The organism is Streptomyces sp. SID3212, from assembly GCF_009865405.1.
GTDB lineage: Bacteria > Actinomycetota > Actinomycetes > Streptomycetales > Streptomycetaceae > Streptomyces.
Map to the genome: position 1 here is coordinate 1 of NZ_WWJY01000162.1, position 2,105 is coordinate 2,105.

General features: G+C 69.5%; 2 protein-coding genes and 1 pseudogene. 2 read left to right on the forward strand and 1 reads right to left on the reverse strand.

From position 1 onward, the window contains the following. Positions 1–391: 391 nt before the first annotated feature. Positions 392–595 (reverse strand): cold-shock protein, encoded by a 204-nt coding sequence (locus GT042_RS04395; protein ID WP_161307368.1) that lies wholly within the window; start codon positions 593–595, stop codon positions 392–394. Between the two features lie 415 nt (positions 596–1,010). Here GT042_RS04395 and GT042_RS04400 point away from each other — a divergent pair, with 415 nt between their 5' ends. Together GT042_RS04400 and GT042_RS04405 are read left to right on the forward strand one after the other, a co-directional pair. Continuing rightward, positions 1,011–1,652, forward strand: a complete 642-nt coding sequence (locus tag GT042_RS04400; protein ID WP_161307369.1) for a DUF6629 family protein — start codon at positions 1,011–1,013, stop codon at positions 1,650–1,652. Positions 1,653–1,833: 181 nt separating this feature from the next. Next, positions 1,834–2,105: pseudogene (locus GT042_RS04405) on the forward strand (hypothetical protein); the annotation flags it as partial.

Consider the following 2,105-nt stretch of genomic DNA (forward strand, 5'->3'; position numbering starts at 1 on the left):
AATACGCCGGAGCGGCCGGGGGCACCGGAGCGGGTGGGGGCGGCGCCCGAGCGGAAGCGGCTGACGCCGCCGTTGCCGGTGGAGCCGGAGCCGCCGCCCGTACGTGTACGGGAGTAGCGGTCGTTCGTGCGTGTGCGGTTCATTTCCGAACCTTTCTCGATGCGGCACGTATCGAGAATTCTTGGCAGGGGTGACCGCACAGAGAATCGCAAGAACGAGCCGGAATTTCGGTGAACGGAGCCACGCCGGGGCGGAAAAAGCCTGAGCCGGCGTATTTGGTCTCTCGTCGCCCGAGGCGGCCGTTACGGCGGTCCGGGCGGGTCCTGCAAAAAGCAACGAGCTGGGGTCCGCATCCCAAGGAGCGGACCCCAGCTTGTCATGCGCCTAGGCGTCAGGCGGGAACGATGTTCTCCGCCTGCGGGCCCTTCTGGCCCTGCGTGACGTCGAAGGTCACCTTCTGGCCCTCCTGGAGCTCGCGGAAGCCCTGGGCGGCGATGTTCGAGTAGTGGGCGAAGACGTCAGCGCCGCCGCCGTCCTGCTCGATGAAGCCGAAACCCTTTTCCGCGTTGAACCACTTGACGGTACCACTGGCCATTTTGATCTCCTTCGGGGCAATGTGCCCGGAGGTCCGCACTGTGCGCACCCCACGTCGCCGCGATGATTACCCCGTCCGGAAGAAATCCGGAAATACAAAAGTGCACCTACCGGCACATAAAGCCGGAAAGAGCACTTGAAGTCTTTGGGAACCACAACTGCAACTGAGATCAACAGTAGCACGGTGCATGTGGATGGGCACGGCAGGTGTTATCACTCCGCCTGCCGTGCCATAAATACTCACCGCGCATCGACGCTATTTCTGTACCCGCCGCCATAGATATCGCACGGATCCCGGGCGGCCCTTCGGGTGCGGATTTCCCGGTGTCGCCGCCGGGTGCGGCCGCCGCGGCGCGCGTACGGTGGCCGCGACGGTTGACGGGTCCTTCTGCCGGTTCCGGTCCTGGGGTGGCGCGATGTGCTGGAGTGCGACGGCCGATCTCGCGGCGGGTGCCGCGATCGTGTCGGTCGGCGTGGCCTGTGTGGCGCGCGTGCGCCGGGCCCGCGATCTCCCGCTCGCCGCGCTGCCGCTGCTCCTGGGCGCCCACCAGATCACCGAGGCCGTCGTGTGGGACGGCGGCGGTGGCACCGGGGCCGCCACGCTCGCCTGGGCGGTGGTGGCGATGCCACTCCTCGCGGTGTGGGTGCCCCTGGGCGTCCTCCTCGCCTCGGCGCCGCACGCCAGGCGCCGGCTGGTGGTGCCCGCCGTCCTCGGACTCGCCGTCGCCGGTGTCCTCGCCTTCCACCTGTCCGCGGGGACCGTACGGGCGGAGGTGCGCGGTCACACCGTCGGATACGTCCTCGACCTCCCGGACGCGCCCGTGGTCGTGGCGGGCTATCTGCTCGCGACGCTCGGGGCCCTGCTCCTCGCCGGCGACCCTCTGCTCCGGCTGCTCGGCGGGACGGTCGCGGCCGGGGCCGTCGTGTGCGCCCTGCTGTGGCGGCTGGAGTTCGTCTCCACCTGGTGTGCGGTCGCCGCGGTGGCGTCGGTCGTGCTCCTCGGCTGGGTGGGGCGTACGGTCGGGGAGTTCACGCCCCGCGACGCCGGAACACACTGAACTCCCGTACCAGAGGCCCCTGTAGAGGCGAAAAGGGCCACCGGCGGGGCGGGCCGGGGCCGTTCGGATCCGGGCCCGGGGTGTCAAGGATTACTCAATACACAACAACACACCTTAGGCTGCGGTACAGAGGTCACCCTCGTGGGACAACAGCGGTGGCCCGGAACGGAAGGCAGCCACCATGACCACGACGTCCGGAACACCCGGGAACCCCGGCAGCATCGACGCGACCACCGCACTGTTGCAGGCCGAACTCCCGCGGCTGGAAGAGCACCAGCAGACACTGGAGAAGGATCTCGCCGCGGTCACCGAGCGGCTCGAGTCCGTGCGCGCCGCGCTGAGCGCGCTGCGGGCCCTGTCCCTCGCGCCCCACCTCCAGGAGGCCGAGCGGACTGCCGTGCCCGCGCCGGTGGCGGAGGCCGCCGCGCCGGCGGCACAGGACACCACCGACCT